At 71.0% G+C, this 18,599-nt stretch carries 22 protein-coding genes; 8 read left to right on the forward strand and 14 right to left on the reverse strand.

Annotated elements, in window-relative coordinates:
- Positions 1–36 precede the first annotated feature (36 nt).
- Positions 37–645 carry a dihydrofolate reductase family protein gene (locus tag ABZ945_RS20470; RefSeq protein ID WP_361271252.1) on the reverse strand — a complete coding sequence of 203 codons (609 nt, stop codon included), beginning with the start codon at positions 643–645 and terminating at the stop codon, positions 37–39.
- Between the two features lie 155 nt (positions 646–800).
- Between ABZ945_RS20470 and ABZ945_RS20475 the strand changes: the two genes are divergently transcribed.
- Complete coding sequence (locus ABZ945_RS20475) at positions 801–1,172, forward strand: AQJ64_40280 family protein (RefSeq protein ID WP_361271254.1); 372 nt, start codon at positions 801–803, stop codon at positions 1,170–1,172.
- Between the two features lie 21 nt (positions 1,173–1,193).
- Here ABZ945_RS20475 and ABZ945_RS20480 read toward each other — a convergent pair whose 3' ends face one another.
- The 4 genes from ABZ945_RS20480 to ABZ945_RS20495 form a co-directional block, all read right to left on the reverse strand.
- A complete protein-coding gene (locus tag ABZ945_RS20480) occupies positions 1,194–2,042 on the reverse strand; it encodes an NAD(P)-dependent oxidoreductase (protein ID WP_361271257.1) in 849 nt (282 codons plus the stop codon).
- A 116-nt stretch (positions 2,043–2,158) separates the two neighbouring features.
- Positions 2,159–2,362, reverse strand: a complete 204-nt coding sequence (locus ABZ945_RS20485; RefSeq protein ID WP_361271259.1) for a DUF397 domain-containing protein — start codon at positions 2,360–2,362, stop codon at positions 2,159–2,161.
- A gap of 220 nt (positions 2,363–2,582) precedes the next feature.
- Positions 2,583–2,789: a hypothetical protein gene (locus ABZ945_RS20490; protein ID WP_361271261.1), complete on the reverse strand. Its 207-nt coding sequence runs from the start codon at positions 2,787–2,789 to the stop codon at positions 2,583–2,585.
- Entirely contained in the window at positions 2,779–3,327 is a 549-nt protein-coding gene (locus tag ABZ945_RS20495) for an ATP-binding protein (protein WP_361271264.1), read from the reverse strand. Before ABZ945_RS20495 ends, ABZ945_RS20490 begins: the two co-directional genes overlap by 11 nt.
- A gap of 212 nt (positions 3,328–3,539) precedes the next feature.
- Between ABZ945_RS20495 and ABZ945_RS20500 the strand changes: the two genes are divergently transcribed.
- Complete coding sequence (locus ABZ945_RS20500; protein ID WP_361271267.1) at positions 3,540–4,919, forward strand: sporulation protein; 1,380 nt, start codon at positions 3,540–3,542, stop codon at positions 4,917–4,919.
- Between the two features lie 8 nt (positions 4,920–4,927).
- On the opposite strand, the gene ABZ945_RS20505 is transcribed toward ABZ945_RS20500, so the two are convergent.
- Entirely contained in the window at positions 4,928–5,848 is a 921-nt protein-coding gene (locus tag ABZ945_RS20505; RefSeq protein ID WP_361271270.1) for an aminoglycoside phosphotransferase family protein, read from the reverse strand.
- Between the two features lie 158 nt (positions 5,849–6,006).
- On the opposite strand from ABZ945_RS20505, the gene ABZ945_RS20510 reads away from it, so the two are divergent.
- Positions 6,007–6,318 (forward strand): hypothetical protein, encoded by a 312-nt coding sequence (locus tag ABZ945_RS20510; protein WP_361271272.1) that lies wholly within the window; start codon positions 6,007–6,009, stop codon positions 6,316–6,318.
- Positions 6,319–6,352: 34 nt separating this feature from the next.
- Positions 6,353–7,495: an ATP-grasp peptide maturase system methyltransferase gene (gene tgmC / locus ABZ945_RS20515; protein ID WP_361271274.1), complete on the forward strand. Its 1,143-nt coding sequence runs from the start codon at positions 6,353–6,355 to the stop codon at positions 7,493–7,495.
- A 318-nt stretch (positions 7,496–7,813) separates the two neighbouring features.
- Here the strand turns inward: tgmC and ABZ945_RS20520 are convergent, their stop codons facing one another.
- From ABZ945_RS20520 to ABZ945_RS20540, 5 genes are all read right to left on the reverse strand, one after another.
- Positions 7,814–8,332: an RICIN domain-containing protein gene (locus tag ABZ945_RS20520; protein WP_361271277.1), complete on the reverse strand. Its 519-nt coding sequence runs from the start codon at positions 8,330–8,332 to the stop codon at positions 7,814–7,816.
- A 240-nt stretch (positions 8,333–8,572) separates the two neighbouring features.
- Positions 8,573–9,547 (reverse strand): helix-turn-helix domain-containing protein, encoded by a 975-nt coding sequence (locus ABZ945_RS20525; RefSeq protein ID WP_361271280.1) that lies wholly within the window; start codon positions 9,545–9,547, stop codon positions 8,573–8,575.
- 178 nt (positions 9,548–9,725) lie between these two features.
- Entirely contained in the window at positions 9,726–10,160 is a 435-nt protein-coding gene (locus tag ABZ945_RS20530; protein ID WP_361271282.1) for a VOC family protein, read from the reverse strand.
- A gap of 42 nt (positions 10,161–10,202) precedes the next feature.
- On the reverse strand, positions 10,203–10,868 hold the full coding sequence (gene msrA, locus ABZ945_RS20535) for a peptide-methionine (S)-S-oxide reductase MsrA (protein WP_361271330.1): 666 nt from the start codon (positions 10,866–10,868) through the stop codon (positions 10,203–10,205).
- 91 nt (positions 10,869–10,959) lie between these two features.
- Complete coding sequence (locus tag ABZ945_RS20540) at positions 10,960–12,063, reverse strand: hypothetical protein (RefSeq protein WP_361271333.1); 1,104 nt, start codon at positions 12,061–12,063, stop codon at positions 10,960–10,962.
- A gap of 299 nt (positions 12,064–12,362) precedes the next feature.
- On the opposite strand from ABZ945_RS20540, the gene ABZ945_RS20545 reads away from it, so the two are divergent.
- Positions 12,363–13,523, forward strand: coding sequence for a cystathionine gamma-synthase (locus tag ABZ945_RS20545; RefSeq protein ID WP_361271285.1), 1,161 nt, complete (start codon positions 12,363–12,365; stop codon positions 13,521–13,523).
- A 55-nt stretch (positions 13,524–13,578) separates the two neighbouring features.
- On the opposite strand, the gene ABZ945_RS20550 is transcribed toward ABZ945_RS20545, so the two are convergent.
- The 3 genes from ABZ945_RS20550 to ABZ945_RS20560 all read right to left on the reverse strand — a co-directional run bounded on the left by ABZ945_RS20550 (position 13,579) and on the right by ABZ945_RS20560 (position 14,991).
- A complete protein-coding gene (locus ABZ945_RS20550; RefSeq protein ID WP_361271288.1) occupies positions 13,579–13,869 on the reverse strand; it encodes a hypothetical protein in 291 nt (96 codons plus the stop codon).
- Positions 13,866–14,279 (reverse strand): sigma factor-like helix-turn-helix DNA-binding protein, encoded by a 414-nt coding sequence (locus ABZ945_RS20555; RefSeq protein WP_361271336.1) that lies wholly within the window; start codon positions 14,277–14,279, stop codon positions 13,866–13,868. The genes ABZ945_RS20550 and ABZ945_RS20555 overlap by 4 nt, the downstream gene beginning before the upstream one ends.
- 199 nt (positions 14,280–14,478) lie before the next feature.
- Entirely contained in the window at positions 14,479–14,991 is a 513-nt protein-coding gene (locus tag ABZ945_RS20560) for a MarR family transcriptional regulator (protein WP_361271291.1), read from the reverse strand.
- 126 nt (positions 14,992–15,117) lie between these two features.
- On the opposite strand from ABZ945_RS20560, the gene ilvA reads away from it, so the two are divergent.
- The 3 genes from ilvA (at position 15,118) to ABZ945_RS20575 (ending at position 18,460) form a co-directional block, all read left to right on the forward strand.
- On the forward strand, positions 15,118–16,353 hold the full coding sequence (ilvA, locus tag ABZ945_RS20565; protein WP_361271293.1) for a threonine ammonia-lyase: 1,236 nt from the start codon (positions 15,118–15,120) through the stop codon (positions 16,351–16,353).
- 170 nt (positions 16,354–16,523) lie between these two features.
- Entirely contained in the window at positions 16,524–17,603 is a 1,080-nt protein-coding gene (locus ABZ945_RS20570) for an ATP-binding cassette domain-containing protein (protein ID WP_361271296.1), read from the forward strand.
- The gene (locus ABZ945_RS20575; protein ID WP_361271299.1) at positions 17,600–18,460 is read left to right on the forward strand and encodes an ABC transporter permease; all 861 of its coding nucleotides are present in this window, start codon (positions 17,600–17,602) and stop codon (positions 18,458–18,460) included. The genes ABZ945_RS20570 and ABZ945_RS20575 overlap by 4 nt, the downstream gene beginning before the upstream one ends.
- Positions 18,461–18,599: the final 139 nt, after the last annotated feature.

Raw genomic sequence — 18,599 nt, forward strand, 5'->3', positions numbered from 1 at the left:
AGGTGCACCCGCCTTGGCCGGGTCAGCGGCGGTCGTTCAGCTCGGGCGGCTGTTCCCAGCACGCCGGTACACGCACACCTGCGCGCCGGTCGGGCTGACGGTGCCGGACACCAGCTCCAGCCGCCGCAGCCCGCCGTCCTCCGGGAAGATCGACTTCCCGCCACCCAGCAGCACCGGAGCCAGCAGCAGCCGCAGCTCGTCCACCAGATCGGCGCTCAGCAACTCCCGTACGAGCGTGGGGCTGCCCATCACCAACAGGTTGCCGTCCTCCCCGGACTCCGCCAGCCCCCGTACCGCGTCCGCCGCCTTGCCACCGCCCAGCCGGACCGTGTTGCCCCAGGTCAGCTCCTCATCCCCCAGCGTCTCCGACACCACGTACTTCCGGATGGCGTTGATCCGGTCCGCGAAAGGATCCCCGGCCCGCTCCGGCCATGCCCCCGCCATCGTCTGCCAGGTCCGCCGCCCGAACAGCAGCGCGTCCGCCGAGGCCAGCGCCGCGTCGAACGCCCCGCCCAGCACCTCCGGGTCGAAGAACGGCCCCGACCAGCCCCCGTGCGCGAACCCACCCGACTCGTCCTCCCCCGGCCCGCCCGGGGCCTGGACGACACCGTCGAGGCTGATGAACTCGATGACCGTGATGCGCATGGGACCACTCCTCGTCCTCTGTCTCGGCTGTACGGCACTACAGACTGCCGCCCCGCACGAAACTCATCGCCCCTCATCGCCTTCCGGCGCGCGCAACCTTCACGCCGCGCTCCGTGGTCCTTTCCGACAGACCACGTTCCGGATCGAGGGTGGATATGACCGACCTGAACACCACGGTGACCTGGGTGGACGCCCGCGCCCACCGCCCGGACGACGGCGCCCCCGTAGCGGCTGCCATCACGGGCCACTACCCGCCGCCCGACGATTCCGGTAGCGGCGAGTCCTTCTGGCTGGTGCGCCCCCTGGTGTACACCACCCACCACATCGCCGAGGACGGCACCCACCACCTGGACTGCTTCGTCGACTCCGACGGCGTCGTCCGGCTCCCCTACGGCGGGGGGAGCGAGGAGACGGTGACCCACTGGGCCGCCCTGCCGGCCCTGCCGGGCGGGACGGGGCATGTGGTGCTGGGGGGTGAGGTGGGCCCTGCCCTTCGCCGGGTGTGGGATGCCCGGCCCGCCACCTGACAGCCGTCCGAGGCCGGTGCCTCAGGGCCGGAGGTGCCGCAAGGTGAACTCGGGTGAGGCGAATGAACCGGCTTGCGGAGCTTCGGGATCGGCATGGAGATCGGCGGTGGCGATGTCCGCCGCATGATCCTCGGCGTTGTCCAGCGGCGTGTAGGCCAGTTCGGACTCCGCGGGAAGCTCCCAGAAGCGGCGGGTGTTGGCGGAGACGGCGTACACCGTGGCGAACCGGGTGGAGAGCGGGGCCGCCAGCGCGGCGCGGCAGAAGCCGACGGCATCGCGCGGGCTGAGCCAGGTCGCCAGATGGCGCGGTTCGCTCGGCACCTCCTCGAAGCTGCCGATACGCAGGCAGATCACCGAGACGCCGAACTTGTCCGCGTACAGACTTCCCAGGGCTTCGAGGGCCGCCTTGCTCACCCCGTACAGACCGTCCGGACGCACCGGCTCCTGCGGGGTGGTGCGATGGGCCGTGGGGTAGAACCCGGCCACCCGGTTGCTGCTGGCCAGCACGACCCGTGGGATCGACGCGCGGCGGGCGGCCTCCAGGACGTGGTGGGTCCCCAGCACATTGGCGTCCAGAAGATCCCCCAGCGGCGCCTCGTCCGGCACACCGCCCAGGTGGAGCACGGCATCCGCGCCCGCGAGCGCGGTCTCGACGGCGGCCGCGTCACGAAGGTCCACGGTGTGCACCACCTCGTGCGTGGCCTCGGCCTCAAGGGGAACGCGGTCGAGCAGGGTCAGACGGCTCACCTCGTCGCGCAGCGCTCTGCGCACGACCGAGCCGATGTTCCCCGCTGCCCCGGTGATGGCTACGGTCCCCAATGCCACTGCGTGCCTCCCCTGTTCGAGCCCCAGCACCTGCGAGAAGCTCATCAGTCCGCCACGGTGGAAGGATAGGACAGCGGGCCCGGCCGACCGCGCTACCTGAGCCCTGCTACTGCGGGAAGCCGGAGCAGCAGGGCTCAGCGGACGGCGGACGACCGGCGAGGTCAGCCGCGGGCCTTGGCGAAGGCCACCAGCCCCGCGAAGCCCTCCGGGCTCAGCGCCAGGCGCGGCCCGTCGGGGTTCTTGCTGTCCCGAACCAGGACCGCGCCCGTCGCGCGGGCGTATTCCGGGGCCCACTCGACGCATTCACCCTCGCCGCCGCTGTATGTGCTCTTGACCCACTCCACGGGGCCGGGTGTGCTGCTCATCTCGCGTGCTTCTCCATGATCTTGCCCATCAAGGCCAGCGACTCGTCCTCGGACGCGGCCGCCATGCGTAGCCGGTCGGTCATGGCGACCGCCTTGGCGACCGTGCAGTCCAACTACTCATCAGGTGAAGCTACTTCAGGCACAAGGCTCTGGGCGGTACGTTTCGCGCCACCCGACTCGCGAGTTCACATGGACCACCTCCGTACGGCTGGCAACAAGGTCAGCCGTGCCGCTGCACTGTCAGGCGATCACCCGCATGGATGCGTAGGGACGGATGCGCAGGAAAGAGGAGGACGATGGCCGGGGTGCCGGTCGGGTAGCGCTCTAGCCGGGTTGATGCCAGCTCCAACCAGTGTCCGCGTATGCGGATGAGGTCGCCGTGCCGCACCAGCACCGCGACCATGCTGCCGGGCTGGTCAGTGGCCACGGTCGTGGTCGTCCAGATCGAAGCGACAGAACACGCTCTTGCCGCCTTCGTCCCGAGGAGCCCACCACGCCGCGCTGGCGAGGGATTGGACGAGGAGCAGTCCGCGACCGTGGTCGGGGAGGATGTCATCGGCCTCCAACTGGGAGAGGTCAGGGTTGAGGAGTTCGCCGACCGGGAGCATGGGAGGCGTCGAGTCCTCGTCGGTCACCTCCACGAACAGCCAGTGGGACCAGGCGCGGAAGACGACGGCGATCAGCCGTTCGCTGCCGAAGGGCGTCTGGTGCCCGTCCGGAGTGGCGTGGTGCACCGCGTTGCCGACGAGTTCGGACACGCACAGTTCGACGTCGCCAGCGGACACGGACAGGGCCCAGTCGCGTACGACTTCGCCAGCGGTGCGGCGGGCAACGCGGGCCGTGTCGGCCGAGTCGGCAGCCAGGGTGACCGAACGGAACCGCTCGGCCGAGGACAGTGCGGTGGGTTCCAGGGGAGTCAGCCGGGCTGTGGCCAGAGGGTATTCGCGCGGTGGGCTGGGCTTCATGGCTCCTCCTCCTGTCCGCGAGGGGGCGGTTCCCGTCGCGTGGTGCCGCAAGTCAAAGGCGGCCGAGGACTGGGCGGGAGCGTTCGCCATGGGGTTCACGTACACATGGGGCTCACCGGGAGGCGTGCAGGGGGTTCATCCGTGAACCCCCTGCAGGGTGCCTGAGGGCGGTGCCAGGATGGCTGCTCAGCGCTGATCGACGTTTGCTGAGGGTGACTGTGGACAGAGAACCGAACCGGGCGCTGGCTGCGGTGATGGCCGAGGCCGGGGTCTCCAACAAGGGCTTGGCGCGGCGCGTCCAGGACGTCGCCCGCCGTCGGGGTGCGCATGTCGGCACTACACATGTCGCCGTCCAACGCTGGCTGGACGGCAGCGGCATACAGCCGCAGACGGCCACCTTCCTGGCACAGGCCCTGAGCGAGAAGCTGGGACGGCGGGTCAACCTGGCTGATCTGGGCTTACCGGAACCGGCCGTACAGGCGTCCACGCAGGGGGCGAGCTATGCCCCGTTGTTGCCGGAAGCGCTGACCGTCATGGAGGGGCTGACGCGTCTCCGCTCCGGGGAGGGCGAAGGCGACGAGCTACTGCTCCCCGAGGGGGAGGTCAACTCGGCGGTGCTCTCGTGGCTGGTCTCACGACCGGATGGACTGGCCGCTCCAAGGTGCCTGTCCCGTCGAGTCACTATGCGAGACGTCGCCGCCCTGCGCACCGCCGCCCGAATGTTCATGCACCTCGACTTCACATTCGGCGGCGGACACGGGCATCGGCCGCTGCGGCACTACTTCCGTGAGGACGTCCTGCCGTTGCTCAACGCCGACTACAGCGACAAGGTGGGGCGGGTCCTGTTCGCCGCCACCGCCGAGATGTCACAGCTGCTCGCCTGGACTGCCTATGACACGGGGAACCACGCACTGGCCGACCGGTACCTGATCGCCACCCTCCGTCTCACCCAGGTCGTGGACGACCGCATGATGGGTGCACGCATCCTCTCCAACATGAGCCACCAGGCGAACTACCTGGGCCAGGCGCCGCGCGCCGTCAGGTTGGCGCGCGCCTCGGTGGAGGGCGGCAAGGGGCGCTCTACGCCCCGGGCCATGGCCTTGTTCTCGGCTCACGAGGCACGCGCCCTTTCGACGGCCGGGGACCTACGCGGGGCAACACGGGCGATGCACGAGGCGGAGGGCCATCTCGATCGTGCCGGCACCGGCGATGAGGATCCGGGGTGGCTGGCCTACATGGACGAGGCGGAACTCGCTGGAGAGTTCTGCCACTGCTTCCGCGATCTGGGACGGGGCCGGGAGGCCGTCCGGTTCGCCGAGCGAGCCGTCGAACTGACCGACCCGAAGTACGCGCGGACACTGGGGTTCTGCCGCATAGTGCTGGCGCAGAGCCTGCTGCTCAACGGTGACCTGGAGGCAGCCGCGCTGACGGCCGGATCGGCGGTTGACGGAGGGGACGCGCTTCAGTCCTCCCGCTTCCAGCGCTATGTCACCGACTTCCAGCGGGCGGTCGCCCGGCACGAGGGGAACCGTGCCGTGCGGGAGTTCAACGCGCGGGTGCGCCGTGCCATGACCGAGGCGGACGGGGAATGACGGCGTTGTCACCCGGGCTGCCAGTGGCGCGGAGCGCTGTCGTCCCGCAGGGTCGCCATGCGGTGGGCGTACTCGTCGGCTGCCGCCCGGCTCTCCCCGATGTTCTGCATCAGCCAGGTGGTCATCCGGAACTCCTGGATGCCGCGCAGCACGGCGAAGCCATGCCAGGAGCTGAGGTCACGGCCATATGCCGTGACGAAGTCGGCGTACTGCTCGGGGGACTGCCAGCCCAGGCTGCGGTGCTCGGTGGCCGTGACCAGAAGGTCCCATTCCTGATGGTCGTAAGAGAACGCCTCGAAGTCGATGAGGACCGGCCGCCCGCCGTGCTCCACCATGACGTTCTGGATGTGGGCGTCTCCGTGGACCGGCCCTCGGGGCGAGTCGAAGCGCAGTGCCGCCAGGGCGCGGCGCAACTGCTCGGCCCGTTCCCGGAGGAACGTCCTGTCGTCCTCCGGGATGTCCGTCGCCTTCTCCACCCGGAGGTCGGTGCGGCCGAAGGCGGAGAAGCGCGGCAGACATACGTCGGACGGGACGGTGAGGCCGTGCAGGTCCCGCAGCAGGCGTCCCAACTCTCCGTAGGTGGGCCGTCGGTCGGCGGACTCGATCCGGTGCCAGAAGGTCACCGGACAGCCGTCCACGACGACGGGCTGCTCGATGTCGTCCAGCACCCGGGCCGCCGGGAAACCTTCGCGCACGAGCCAACGAGAGACGGCGACCTCTTTGCGGACGGAGTCGAGGTAGTCCGTCGAACGTGCCACCCGGACGATCACGGGACGCGAAGGGAGGCGGAAGAGGGCGTTCTCTCCGAAGCGGATCAACTCGGCGCCGGTGGCGTCCAGCCGCACCGAGCGGCAGGCATCGGCCGCCACCCGGGCGGCTCGCTCTGACGTGAACGGCTCGTCCGTCACTCGAAGGTTGTCGGACGGCATATCGCCTCACTTTCCTTGCTCGCACCGCGCGGCCGTGCGTCTGGACCACGATGTCGCTCAGGTGGGCGGTGCGGACGAGAGTGACGGTACCTCCGGCACGAGGAACAGATGCTGACGGGCCGTCAGCGGAGCCAGGGTCAGCAGAGAGGAAGCCCGACATGAAGCCGTGGATGCTGGGAGAGTGTCACCACGAGTGGGTGGGCTGGTCAAAATGGGTGGACATGGCCAACACGGCCGTACGGCTCATGGAAGAGGGGCAGACGGCCGACGACGCCTTGGCGTGGCTGGCGGCCTTTCCCGTGTGGCGGACGGCCGACCCGGAGGTGGTGGAGGCATACGTAGACGCGACGTGTCGCCAGTGGTCGGCGCGGGTGGGAGAAGTGGCGGCGCAACCCGGTAACCGGCGCTTCTCCTCGCTGCTGGGATATCAGCACACAGGGACGCGCCCGCGCTGGATGGGCAGTGCGTAGCCGGCCGTAACACGCTGGAGAAAGGCCCCGGCACGTGAGTACATCGGCTCAACTTCGCGCCGCCCTGGTGGACAGACTCACCGAGGACGGCGCCCTGACGGCTCCCGAGTGGAGGAGCGCCGCCGGGGCGGTGCCTCGCGAGCTGTTCACCGGGTCCTACTTCCTGCCGGTGGCAGGCAGCGTCCCGACCAGCTACCGGCCTGTCCGAGAGGGCGAGTCCGACTGGCTGGAGGGGGTGTACTCCGACGAGACGCTGGTCACCCAACTCGACGGCCGGATCCGGCCCGATGATGTCAGCGGGAGTGCCGTGACCGGGTCACCGTCGTCATCGTCCACCCTGCCCTCGCTGGTGTTGCGGATGTGGCAGCAGCTCGGCGCCGAGGCCGGGCACCGGGTGCTGGAGATCGGCACGGGCACCGGCTACTCCACTGCCCTGGGGGCGCATCGGCTGGGGGACGCCGATCTCACCAGCATCGAGTACGACCCGGTGGTGGGCGGGGCCGCTGCGGCCGCGCTCAAGGTTGCTGGCTTCGCGCCCCGGCTGATCATCGGTGACGGGCTGCGCGGCGACCCGGACGGCGGGCCGTACGACCGGCTCATCGCCACGTGCTCGGTGCGGTACATCCCTCTGCCGTGGCTGCACCAGGTGAGGCCGGGCGGAAGGATCCTGGTCACCTTGTCCGGGTGGAGCTACGCCAACGCCCTCGCGCTGCTGGATGTGACGGGGCCCGGAGAGGCCAGCGGCCGCTTCCTGCCGGGCTACACCAATTTCATGATCGCCCGGCCGCACGACCGGCCGCCCCGCCCGACGCTGGCCCTGCTGCCCGGCGAGGAGCGCCCGAGCCGGATCGACCCCGCGAAGCTCGACGACTGGACCGGTGGCTGGGTCGCACAGCTCGCGGCCCCCTCGGCCGAACGCATGGGAGCGGGACCGCGACAGATCCTGTGGGACGTTTCCACCGGTTCGCAGGCGCGGACGGCACCCGGCCCGGACGGCGGGTGGAGCGTCGTACAGCGTGGACCCGTTCCGCTGTGGGACCGGGTCGAGCGGGCGGTGCAGCGCTGGCAGGACGAGGGGGAGCCGCATCAGGAGGGGTTCCGCATCACGGTCTCGGCCGCCGGCCAGCGGGTGTGGCTCGGCACCGAGGACGGGCCGGGCTGGGACCTGCCCATCTGAACGCCGGGAGCCGAGGGCTGTGAGCGGTGGTAGTCGACACCACGACGGCGGTGTGCGGCGCGTACGAGCGTGACGGCACAGCTGGCCAGTTGGCGTGGGACGTCGTGGGAGCCTGAGCCGGTGACGGTGAAGCGGACGGGGTTCGATGACCTACCGGCTGCCGTGCTTGGCGCGGTCGAGAAGTGGACGGGGCCGGTCAGAAGCAGCGTAGCCCGGTCGGGCGCGCTCATCGAGCGGAGCCCGGCCCGTCGGGGGCCGGGCTCTTGCCACGGTGCCGCACCGGGCTTCCGGCGCGCGTTCAGGGAGTGAGCGCGGCGGTCAGCCGTGGTTCATGCCCCAGTTCTGCGTGGCGGGCACGGAGCTGGAGCAGGTCCAGAGGGTCATGTGGGTGCCGTTGGACGTGCTGTTCCCATAGCCGGTGATGCACTTGTTGCCATAGGTGGTGTACGTGTTCGTCCGCAGGTTCAGCCTGTTGCCGACGGTGAACGTCTGCGCCGCGTTGCGGTAGCTGCCGCAGTCCCACAGGGTGAGCACGGCGCCGTTCGTGGCGTACGCGTTGCCCTGCGGCGTGATGCACTTACCGCTGGGCAGGTGCCTGACGAACCCATCCTCCCAGTACCACTTCTGCATGTTGCTGCCCGTGCAGTCCCAGAAGGTGAGAACGGTTCCGTTCGCCGTGCTGTTGCCCTCAGGGGTGGCGCACTTGACCCCGTTGCTGGGGTAGTTGACGAGGTATCCCGTGGCGTGGATGTATGCCTGGGCGGATGTCGCGTTGAACGTCATGAGCGCGAGGAACACCGACGCGAGTGACGCGATGGTTCTGACCGTCTTCTTCATTCTGCACAGTTCCTTTGTGAATGCCTTGATCTCCGGCGAGAGGCATGAGGAGCCTTCTCGCCGGGGCATGAGGGGCACGGGCCGCTGTGGCCCGCGGGCCGGGAACGCCGGTGGTGTACCAGCCGCCTGACCTCTACACCCCGTCGGGGCTGCGCCCAGGGGGGAGGTGGCGCCTCAGCGGAAATGAATCTAGGTCCGAGCGGCGCGCGGCGGTGTGCGTGAGGTGCAGGGTTTATGTGCTCAGCGTGCCGTGAGCATGGCCAGGGAGAGCGCACGGTGTTCAGTGGGGGTGACCCCGTAGGCGTGGCGGAACACCCGGCTGAACGCGGTGGCGCTGGAGAAGCCCCAGCGGGCCGCGACCGCCTGAACGGGCTCGGCTCGCAGGTCCCGGCGTGCGAGGTCGGCATGCGCACGTTCCAGTCGGCTCTGCCGGATCTGCGCGGCGATGCTCAACTGCTCGTCGCCGAAAAGGGCGTAGAGGCTTCGCAGGGACATGTTGTGCCGGTCGGCGACCGTCTGAGGCGTCAAGTTCGGGTCGCCGAGGTTGTTGTCGATGAAGCGGCGGATCCGTTGCCGAGTCTCCTGCGCACGGGCCTCGGCAGGCGCCTGGCCGGGGTCACCGAGCTGCTGCGCGAGATAGGCGGTCGCCAGGTCGAGAGCGATCGAGCCCATCCCGCGAAGCTCCTGCGGACGGCAGTGCGGCCCGTTCCGGAGCAGTGACCTCAGGAAGTCGGCGAAGACGGCACCGGACCCCGAGTCCGATGGCAGCCTCCGGGCGAGGAGCCGGTCCACCCGGTCGGAGCGCAGTGCCAGGGCGGAACGGGGAATCCGCAGCACGACCGACTCGATCCGCCCGTCTGAGCAGGTTCCTTCACTCGGCCGGGAGGTGTCCGTGAGCAGCAGTCCTCCTGTGATGACCGATTCGCTGCCCCGCTGAGAGATGCTGAGAGCACCGCGTGTGATGAGCGCGAGCTGCAGGTGCTCGGGATCGCCACGCCGGACGTGGGCCGAGGTGCGGCGCGAGACCACCGGTGAGCAGGCCATGGCGGACAACCGCACCACACCGAGGTCCAGGTCCGTCAGGCTCGCACGGAAGTCTGCCGTATGCCGGGTGCTGAGCGTCACCGGCATCACCTCGGTGGACACCGCCTCGCGGAACCAGTCGAACCTGTCCTCGCGCGCCACGGCGGCGTTCGACACAACCAGCGATTCCATGCGATCCCCACCCCTTGGACGTGGCAGCGTCCCGGCCCACCGGTTGTCGCACAGCTGTGCTCCGCCTCCACTGTTACGGGACCGATTATCGGACCCGTACCTTCCGGTCTCGGGAGGGGGAGTCTCGGGAAGGGGGCAGGGAAGGGGGAGGGGACAGGAAGGGGGGAGGGGGAGAGAATCAGTCGAGGCAGAATTCGTTGCCCTCGATGTCCTGCATGGTGATGCAGGACTCGTTCTCCTCGTCGGCGGTCTGGACGAGGACGCACGTCGCGCCGAGGGCGATCAGGCGGTCGCGTTCGGCTTCGAGGGTGGCCAGGCGTTCGTCGCCGACCAGGCCGGTGCCGGCGCGGACGTCGAGGTGGACGCGGTTCTTGGCGGTCTTGCCCTCGGGGACGCGCTGGAAGAAGAGGCGCGGGCCCTCGCCGGTGGGGTCGGTGCAGGCGGACCAGGAGTCCCGTTCCGCGGGAGGCTGGGACTGGCGGTAGTCGTCCCAGGTGGGGAAAGGCTTCGGCGGCGCCGGTACGACGTAGCCGAGCACCTCGCACCAGAAGCGGGCGAGGCGCTCGGGTTCGGCGCAGTCGAAGGTGACCTGGAACTTCCTGAGCGTCGGCATCCGGGCACCGTAGCAAGGGCGCCGGGGCGGGCCCAGCGGGTTTCAGCCGTCGGCGCGGACCACGCCGATGGGGCAGGAGACGCCGGTGCCGCCGATGCCGCAGTAGCCGCCCGGGTTCTTGTCCAGGTACTGCTGGTGGTAGCCCTCCGCCGGGTAGAAGGTGCGGTCGGCGGCGGGGAGGATCTCGGTGGTGATCTCGCCGTAGCCGGAGCCGTTCAGCACCTGCTGGTAGGCGTCGCGGGAGGCGGCGGCCTCGGCGGCCTGGTCGGGGGAGTGGGTGTAGATCGCCGAGCGGTACTGGGTGCCCACGTCGTTGCCCTGGCGGAAGCCCTGGGTGGGGTCGTGGGACTCCCAGAAGAGCTTGAGGAGGGCGGTGTACGGGACGAGCGCCGGGTCGAAGACCACGCGGACCACCTCGGTGTGGCCGGTCTGGCCCGAGCAGACCTCCTCGTAGGTGGGGTGCTCGGTGAAACCGCCCTGGTAGCCGACCAGGGTGGTCCACACGCCCTCGGTCTCCCAGAACTTGCGCTCGGCGCCCCAGAAGCAGCCCAGCGCGAAGTCGGCCACTTGGAGGCCGGGGGGGTAGGGGCCGAGGAGGGGGTGGCCGAGGACGGTGTGCTGGGAGGGAACGGCGAACGCCGATTCGGGGCGGCCGCGCAGGGCCTGGTCGGGGGTGGGGAGCACAGGGGTGCGGCCGAACAGCATGATCGGGTCTCTCCTTCGCACGGGTGGCGGCACAGACGAGAACACCCCGGCGTGGAGGGGAATTCCTCCGGCCGGGGCGTTCACGGTGGACGGGTCAGTGGGAGAGGGTGGCGGGGCTGCCGCCGTTGGCCTCGTAGCCGGCGACGGCGAGGGCGCGGTAGACGGCGTACTCGGCGGCCGGGTCGCTGCTCAGGGTCCAGGGCAGAGCACCGATGTGGCCGTCCACATGGACGAGCTGGTGCATCGCCTCCGACCAGCGCTCGGCGCGTACCAGGAAGTGGACGAGAAGGTGGCGGACGTGCGCCAGCATCGGGTCGTCCGGGCGGGCCGAGTGCACCGCGTACATCGCGCCGCCCATCGCCTTGGAGACGATCTCGGTGTTGAAGAAGTCCTGCACCATGACGACGTCGGGCAGGTGCTCGAAGACGGCGAAGAGGGGGAGCGCGGCGAGCAGGGAGCCCTGGGGCGCGCGGGCGGCGGCGGCCGTGGCGAAGCGGTCGGCGTCCTTCCGGGAGCCGTGCCACTTCTCGCACCAGTAGTGCAGCGCCGCCAGATGGGCGCCCATGTGGTGCGGCGCCCGGTCGATGATCTTGGCCCAGAGCTGGTCGAACTGCTCCGGTGTATAGGCGAGGCCGCGGGCCACGGCCAGCTCGGTGATGTAGGGGACGGGATCGCCGGGGGCCAGCAGCCCGGCCTGGCCGCACACCTCGCGGGCCTCCTCCAGGATGATCCGGAAGTCGTCACTGCCGACCGAGGACGACCGCCAGGCCTGCTGCACCAGGAACTCCGCGTGTACCGCGGCCCCACCGGCGTCCTTCGGCTGCTCCGCCCGCCAGGCCCGCAGCCAGGAGCCGCCCTCGCCCGGCCGCTGCTGGAGCTCCAGCGAGGCCGCGCCCGCGAAGGCCTGCACCCGCTGCCAGCGCACCTCCCCCTCCTTGGGGGTGCCCGCGAGCAGCTGGGCCGCCGCCCGCCAGTCCTGGGTGCGCTGCACCAGGTCGAGTACGTCCAGCAGGTCCTGGTCCGGGCCCGGCATACGGATGTCCAGCTCCTCCTGGCGCACGAATCCGTAGGCGCTCGGATCGGCCGCGTCCGGGGCGCCCGGCTCGGACAGCCGGATGCCGCCGCGGCGGCGCCTCAGCCAGGTCGCCAGGATGACGCCCAGCAGGCCCAGCGCGAAAAGGAACCAGAGAAAGTCCACCATGGATTCATTGTCCCGGATGGGGATGAGAGCGGGGATGGGGCCTGGGGGACGGATGGATGGGGGGGTGGGGGGATGGGGGGAGGGGGATGGAGGGTGGGGGAGATTGAGGGGGAGGGGGATGGAGGGTGAGGAGGAGGGAGGGGACGGGGGATGGGGGGAGGGAGGGGGCGGGGGGCGGGGACTGCGGACAACTGACCGGGTGCTGATGGCGGCGGTGGACGGGGGCGTACCACCGGAGGGGCGTTCGGCTCGTACGGGGGCGGGGTGGGGGCGGTGCGGCGACTACCCTCGGGGCCATGAGCGACCAGCACACCACCCACCAGAACTTCGAGACCCGCGCCATCCACGCGGGCAACACCGCCGACCCGCTGACCGGCGCCGTCGTCCCGCCGATCTACCAGGTCTCCACCTACAAGCAGGACGGGGTGGGCGGGCTGCGCGGCGGTTATGAGTACAGCCGCAGCGCCAACCCGACCCGTACCGCGCTGGAGGAGAACCTCGCGGCGCTGGAGGGCGGGCGGCGGGGGCTCGCCTTCGCCTCCGGGCTCGCGGCCGAGGACTGCCTGCTGCGCGCGCTGCTCGTCCCCGGCGACCATGTGGTGATCCCCAACGACGCCTACGGCGGCACCTTCCGGCTCTTCGCCAAGGTCGCCAGCCGCTGGGGCGTGGAGTGGTCGGTCGCCGACACCTCCGACCCGGCCGCGGTGAAGGCCGCGATCACCGACCGGACCAAGGCGATCTGGGTCGAGACGCCCTCCAACCCGCTGCTCGGGATCACCGACATCGCGGCGCTGGCGGATGTGGCCCGCACCTCCGGGGTGAAACTGGTGGTGGACAACACCTTCGCCAGCCCGTACCTCCAGCAGCCGCTGGCGCTGGGCGCGGACGTGGTGGTGCACTCGCTCACCAAGTACATGGGCGGCCACTCCGACGTGGTCGGCGGCGCCCTGGTGACGGCCGACGCCGAGCTCGGCGAGGAGCTGGCCTACCACCAGAACGCCATGGGCGCGGTCGCCGGGCCGTTCGACTCGTGGATCGTGCTGCGCGGTATCAAGACGCTCGCAGTGCGGATGGACCGGCACGGCGAGAACGCCGCCAAGGTGGCCGAGATGCTCAGCCGCCACTCCAAGGTCACCCATGTTCTCTACCCGGGCCTGCCCGAGCACCCGGGCCACGAGGTCGCTGCCAAGCAGATGCGCGGCTACGGCGGGATGGTCTCGTTCCGGGTGGAGGGCGGCGAGCAGGCGGCGGTGGAGGTCTGCAACCGCGCCGAACTGTTCACCCTCGGTGAGTCGTTGGGCGGTGTGGAGTCGCTGATCGAGCACCCGGGTCTGATGACGCACGCCAGTGTGGCCGGCTCGCTGCTGGAGGTCCCGGCCGACCTGGTCCGGCTGTCCGTCGGCATCGAGAACGCGGACGACCTGCTGGCCGATCTGCGGCAGGCGCTGGGGGACTGAGCCGTATGGAGAGACGGTGACCCCTTCCCGTATGGAGTACGGGTACGGGGAGGGGTCACCAGCCGGTGAGGGGCGGGGCGGTCTCGTAGGGCGGGATCTGCCAGGGCTGCACCACCGCGGCCCAGATGGCGAAGGCGGCGAGCGCGGCGGCGAGCAGCAGCCAGCCGGCCAGCCGGAGCAGCCGGGCGCGGCGGCGGGCCCGCGCCCCGCGGCGTACCACCAGCGGCAGCAGCCCGTCCGGTACGGGGGGCAGCCGGCCGGGGCCTGCCAGCAGGCGTCTGAGGTCCTCGTCGGATGCGGGGAGGCCCCGTCCCTCGCCCGGTACGGGGCGGGATCTGCCGCTCACCGTCCGGCGCCGAGCAGTCGGGGGACCCGGGCGCGCCAGGGGGTGCGGTGCGCCTCCGGGGTGAGGAGGGCGGCCGCCGCCTTGGCCCGTATGCTCCGCACCCGGTGGGGGGAGAGGCCGAGCAGCGCGGCGAGCTGTTCCTCGCCCATCCGCTCGTAGACCAGCGCCACCACCACCAGCCGCTCCCTCGGGGTGAGCCGGGACAGCGTCCCGCCCCGGGGTCTTCGGTGGCGCCAGGCGGACCGGGCGAACCGGAGCACCAGGGCCCGCCGGGCCAGCTCCCAGGGGTCCTCGTCGCGCAGCCGGTCCCAGCGGGCGTACGCCCCGGCCAGCGCCGACGCCAGCAGTGCCTGGGCGCGGGGGTTGCGGTCCGGCCGCTCGGTGGTGAGCAGGGTGGCCGCGTGCAGCAGCCGGGGCGCGGTGCCCGCGAAGAACGCCTCGAAGCCCTCGGTGAGCTTGGTGAGGTCGGGGGCTTGTGCCTCGGGGGGCGGGGGCGGGGCGGCTGACCCCGGGGCGGGGTTCACGGCGGGGCCTTCGGCGGGCTGCGGGAGCGGGCGCACCCCCTCATATCAGGCCGGGTGCCCTGTTCCGGTCAAGAGGTCGGCCCGGTCAAGAGGTCGGCGCGGCCTCGTTCTCGGCGGGCGGCAGTCCGGCCTGGCGGGCGGAGAGCGCCGAGTTGAAGCGGGTCAGCAGGGTGCAGAAGGACTCCCGCTCCGTCTCGCTCCAGCCGTCCGTCACCTGCGCCATCAGCTGGCGCCGGGAGGAACGCACCTCCTCCAGGCGGGTCTGGCCGCGCGGGGAGAGCTGGAGCACCACGGCCCGGCCGTCCTCCGGGTGCGAGGTGCGTTTGACCAGGCCGGTGTCGACCAGCGGGGCCACCTGCCGGGTGACCGTGGACGAGTCGATGCCCATCCCGGCCGCGAGCGCCTTGACGCCCATCGGGCCTTCCTGGTCGAGCCGGTTGAGCAGCAGATAGGCCGCCCGGTCCATGGAGTTGCGGAGCTGTCCGGTGCCGCCGAGACGGGTCTGCTCGGCCCGCCGGGCGAAGACGGCCACCTGGTGCTGGAGGGCATCGAGGAGGCCGGGGTCGATATCAGTCGTCATGTCCTGAGATGTGGGCATGGCTGCGAGGCTCTCTCGTGCGGAGACGGTCGGGTTGGTGGGGGACACAGTACGCGGCCGGATGCGGCTCCGTACGGGCGCTGCGCAAACGTGATGAGGCCTGTGACCGGCTGAGACACTGGGGTCATGAGCTTCCGTACGTCACACTCCTCACCCTCGCTCATCCTCGACGACGTCCGGGGGGCGCAGAAGATGCTCGCCGGGGTGGCGCGGACGACTCCGCTGGAGGGCAGCCGCCATCTGTCCGCCCTGGTCGGTGCCCCGGTGCACCTCAAGTGCGAGAACCTCCAGCGCACCGGGTCGTTCAAGCTGCGCGGGGCGTACGTACGGATCTCCGGGCTGCGGCCGGAGGAGAAGGCCGCCGGGGTGGTCGCCGCCTCGGCCGGCAACCACGCGCAGGGCGTCGCCCTCGCCTCCTCGCTCCAGGGGGTCCGCTCGACGGTGTTCATGCCGGTCGGCGCCCCGCTGCCGAAGGTGGCGGCCACCCGCGAGTACGGGGCCGAGGTGCGGCTGCACGGGCAGGTGGTGGACGAGACGCTGGCGGCCGCGCAGGAGTACGCGCGGGAGACCGGCGCGGTCTTCATCCACCCCTTCGACCACCTGGACATCATCGCCGGGCAGGGCACGGTGGGCCTGGAGATCCTGGAGCAGTGCCCCGAGGTGCGGACCATCGTGGTCGGCATCGGCGGCGGTGGGCTCGCCGCCGGTATCGGGGTCGCGGTGAAGGCGCTGAGGCCGGACGTACGGGTGATCGGGGTGCAGGCGGAGGCGGCGGCCGCCTATCCGCCCTCGCTGGCGGCGGGCCGCCCGCTGACCGTGGACACCGCGGCGACCATGGCCGACGGCATCAAGGTGGGCCGCCCCGGCGACGTCACCTTCGATCTGGTGCGGGAGGCGGTGGACGAGGTGCGCACGGTCTCTGAGGACGCGCTCTCCTCGGCGCTTCTGCTCTGCCTGGAGCGGGCCAAGCAGGTGGTGGAGCCGGCCGGGGCGAGTCCGGTCGCCGCGCTGCTGAGCGCCCCGGAGGCGTTCGCCGGGCGCGGGCCGGTGGTGGCGGTGCTCTCCGGCGGAAACGTCGACCCGCTGCTGATGCAGCGCATCCTGCGCCATGGGATGACGGCCGCGGGCCGCTATCTGAGCCTGCGGCTGCGGCTGGCCGACCGCCCGGGCGCGCTGGCCACCCTGCTCGGGGTGCTCTCCCGGCTGGACGCCAATGTGCTCGACGTGGCCCATGTGCGGACCAACCCCCGGCTGGGGCTGACCGAGGTCGAGGTGGAGGTGCATCTGGAGACCAAGGGCCCGGAGCACTGCGAGGAGGTGGCGGCGGCGCTGGGGGAGGCGGGATACGCGGTCATCGGGTGAGCGGCGGGCCCGATACCTCGCACCGGTGGCGGTGGCTGGATTTGTTCGAATATGTGCACTGGCCAAAAGCCCTTGAGCAGGTGGCGCGGTCCGCCTAGCGTGTGTGGTCGATCACAGTCGCCGTGGAGACCGGCCGGATCCGGACCCGCACGGCACTCAAGGGAGACCCCATGCCAGGCGCAATCCATGCCGAGGCTCTGGTGAAGACCTTCGGCAAAGTCCGGGCTCTGGACGGTGTGGACCTCGATGTCCCGGAAGGGACGGTCCTCGGACTGCTCGGGCCCAACGGCGCCGGGAAGACCACCGCCGTCCGCGTGCTCACCACTCTGCTCAGACCGGACAGCGGCCGGGCCGTGGTGGCCGGCCTCGACGTGCTGAAGCAGCCCGACGAGGTACGCCGGGCCATCGGGCTGTCCGGCCAGTTCGCCGCCGTCGACGAGTACCTCACCGGCCGCGAGAACCTGCAGATGGTCGGGCAGCTCTACCAGATGTCCGGGCGGGCGGCGAAGGCCCGCGCGGTCGAGCTGCTGGAGCGGTTCCGGCTCACCGAGGCCGCCGACCGCCCCACCAAGACCTACTCCGGTGGTATGCGCCGCCGGCTCGACCTCGCCGCCGCGCTCGTCGTCTCGCCGCCGGTGATGTTCATGGACGAGCCGACGACCGGGCTCGACCCACGCAACCGCCAGCAGCTCTGGGAGGTCATCCAGGAACTGGTGGCCGGCGGCACCACCCTGCTGCTCACCACCCAGTACCTGGAGGAGGCCGACCACCTGGCGCACGACATCTGCGTGGTCGACCACGGGCGGGTGATCGCCAGGGGCACCTCCGACCAGCTCAAGCAGCGCACCGGCGGCGAGCGGGTCGAGGTGGTCGTCCACCGGTCCGAGGAGATCGACCCGGCCCGCGCCGTGCTGACCGGCTTCGGAAAGGGCGAGGTCGCGGTGGAGACCCACACCCGCCGGCTCACCGTCCCGGTCACCGGCGGCGCCAAGCTGCTCGCCGAGGTCATCCGCGAGCTGGACGCCCGGGGCGTGGAGATCGACGACATCGGGCTGCGCCGCCCCACCCTGGACGATGTGTTCATCTCGCTCACCGGGCATTCCGCCGAGGAGGGGCAGGCCGCCGGGGACGGCGCCGGGGACGCTGCCAGGAACCGCGCCGGGGATGGCGCCGGGGACGGTGTCGGGAACAGCGCCGGGTCCGGCGAGGGCGGCCAGGGGCCCCGCAACCGCAAGGAGACCGAACAGTGACCGCCACCACCGCACCGACCGCCTCCGCCACCGCGTCCCCGCAGCGCCGAGGCGCCCTCAGCCGGTCGGTCAGGGACTCGCTGGTCATCGCCAAGCGGAACCTGATCCGGATGCTGCGCATCCCGGAGATGATCATCTTCGGGCTGATCCAGCCGGTGATGTTCGTGGTGCTGTTCAGCTATGTCTTCGGCGGCTCGATCGCCGTCGGCGGCAGCACCTCCGCCGAGGCGTACCGCGAGTTCCTGATGGCCGGCATCTTCGCCCAGACCGTCACCTTCGCCACCGCCGGCGCGGGTGCCGGAATCGCCGACGACATGCACAAGGGCCTGATCGACCGCTTCCGCTCGCTGCCGATGGCGCGCGGCGCGGTGCTGACCGGACGCACCCTGGCCGACCTCGTACAGACCGCGCTCACCCTGGTGGTCCTCGCCGCCGTCGCCCTGCTGGTCGGCTGGCGCACCCACGAGAACCTCGGCAAGGTGCTGCTGGGCTTTGTGCTGCTGCTCCTTCTCGGCTACGCCTTCTCCTGGATCGGCGCGCTGATCGGGCTGTCCGTGCGGACCCCGGAGGCGGCCACCTCCGGCGGGCTGATCTGGCTGTTCCCGCTGACGTTCATCTCCAACGCGTTCGTCCCGGCGGAGAACATGCCCACCTTCCTGCGGCACATCGCGGAGTGGAACCCGTTCAGTGCCACCGTGCAGGCCTGCCGGGAGCTGTTCGGCAACTTCCCGCCGGGCTACCGGGCGCCGGACGCCTGGCCCATGCAGCACCCGGTGTGGGCCTCGCTGATCTGGTCGGTGCTGATCGTGGTGGTCTTCCGGACCCTGGCCGTCCGGAAGTACCGCTCGGCGGCCTGAGGCGCCCAGAAGGGGCTCATCAAGGAAGGGGCTGTACGAGGAGGCGATGACCTCGATCTGGTGCGTCACCCAGTTGCGGATGAACGCGTCCAGCGAGAGGGTGCGCGGCACCCCGTCGACCAGGGCCAGCATGTTGGCG

Source organism: Streptomyces sp. NPDC046887 (assembly GCF_040644755.1).
GTDB classification, from domain to species: Bacteria; Actinomycetota; Actinomycetes; order Streptomycetales; family Streptomycetaceae; genus Streptomyces; species Streptomyces lichenis.

Coding starts and splice junctions, on each gene's coding strand:
- ABZ945_RS20520 (WP_361271277.1), bottom strand. CDS start 8,332: ATGAAGAAGACGGTCAGAACCATCGCGTCACTCGCGTCGGTGTTCCTC.
- ABZ945_RS20470 (WP_361271252.1), bottom strand. CDS start 645: ATGCGCATCACGGTCATCGAGTTCATCAGCCTCGACGGTGTCGTCCAG.
- ABZ945_RS20475 (WP_361271254.1), top strand. CDS start 801: ATGACCGACCTGAACACCACGGTGACCTGGGTGGACGCCCGCGCCCAC.
- ABZ945_RS20485 (WP_361271259.1), bottom strand. CDS start 2,362: ATGAGCAGCACACCCGGCCCCGTGGAGTGGGTCAAGAGCACATACAGC.
- ABZ945_RS20530 (WP_361271282.1), bottom strand. CDS start 10,160: ATGCCGACGCTCAGGAAGTTCCAGGTCACCTTCGACTGCGCCGAACCC.
- ABZ945_RS20510 (WP_361271272.1), top strand. CDS start 6,007: ATGAAGCCGTGGATGCTGGGAGAGTGTCACCACGAGTGGGTGGGCTGG.
- ABZ945_RS20570 (WP_361271296.1), top strand. CDS start 16,524: ATGCCAGGCGCAATCCATGCCGAGGCTCTGGTGAAGACCTTCGGCAAA.
- ABZ945_RS20545 (WP_361271285.1), top strand. CDS start 12,363: ATGAGCGACCAGCACACCACCCACCAGAACTTCGAGACCCGCGCCATC.
- ABZ945_RS20505 (WP_361271270.1), bottom strand. CDS start 5,848: ATGCCGTCCGACAACCTTCGAGTGACGGACGAGCCGTTCACGTCAGAG.
- ABZ945_RS20480 (WP_361271257.1), bottom strand. CDS start 2,042: ATGAGCTTCTCGCAGGTGCTGGGGCTCGAACAGGGGAGGCACGCAGTG.
- ilvA (WP_361271293.1), top strand. CDS start 15,118: ATGAGCTTCCGTACGTCACACTCCTCACCCTCGCTCATCCTCGACGAC.
- ABZ945_RS20525 (WP_361271280.1), bottom strand. CDS start 9,547: ATGGAATCGCTGGTTGTGTCGAACGCCGCCGTGGCGCGCGAGGACAGG.
- ABZ945_RS20560 (WP_361271291.1), bottom strand. CDS start 14,991: ATGCCCACATCTCAGGACATGACGACTGATATCGACCCCGGCCTCCTC.
- ABZ945_RS20495 (WP_361271264.1), bottom strand. CDS start 3,327: ATGAAGCCCAGCCCACCGCGCGAATACCCTCTGGCCACAGCCCGGCTG.